The following is a 266-nucleotide window of genomic DNA, read 5'->3' as shown; positions in this document are numbered from 1 at the left end:
TGATGTGGGCGTTTCTGATTGTAAAACAGGAAATGGGACATTCATGATACCTGCTTCTGATGAGCTTTTTAGTAGTTAGCGGTTGAAGCAGAGTTGTCTGATGAGTCGTCAAAATGCAGACGTTGTTATCATTGATACTGCGGGAAGGCTTCATAATAAGATCAATCTGATGTGGGCGTTTCTGATTGTAAAACAGGAAATGGGACATTCATGATACCTGCTTCTGATGAGCTTTTTAGTAGTTAGCGGTTGAAGCAGAGTTGTCT

1 pseudogene is annotated in these 266 nt (G+C 41.0%); it reads left to right on the top strand.

The window, feature by feature from the left end:
* Positions 1 to 106: 106 nt before the first annotated feature.
* Positions 107 to 202: pseudogene (locus BOQ64_RS25005) on the top strand (signal recognition particle-docking protein FtsY); the annotation flags it as partial.
* Positions 203 to 266: the final 64 nt, after the last annotated feature.

It is taken from the genome of Chryseobacterium sp. CH25, assembly GCF_004119455.1.
In the GTDB taxonomy this organism is placed as follows: Bacteria; Bacteroidota; Bacteroidia; order Flavobacteriales; family Weeksellaceae; genus Chryseobacterium.
The sequence above is the reverse complement of the archived record's forward strand: the minus strand, read 5'-3'. Positions and strand labels throughout refer to the sequence as shown.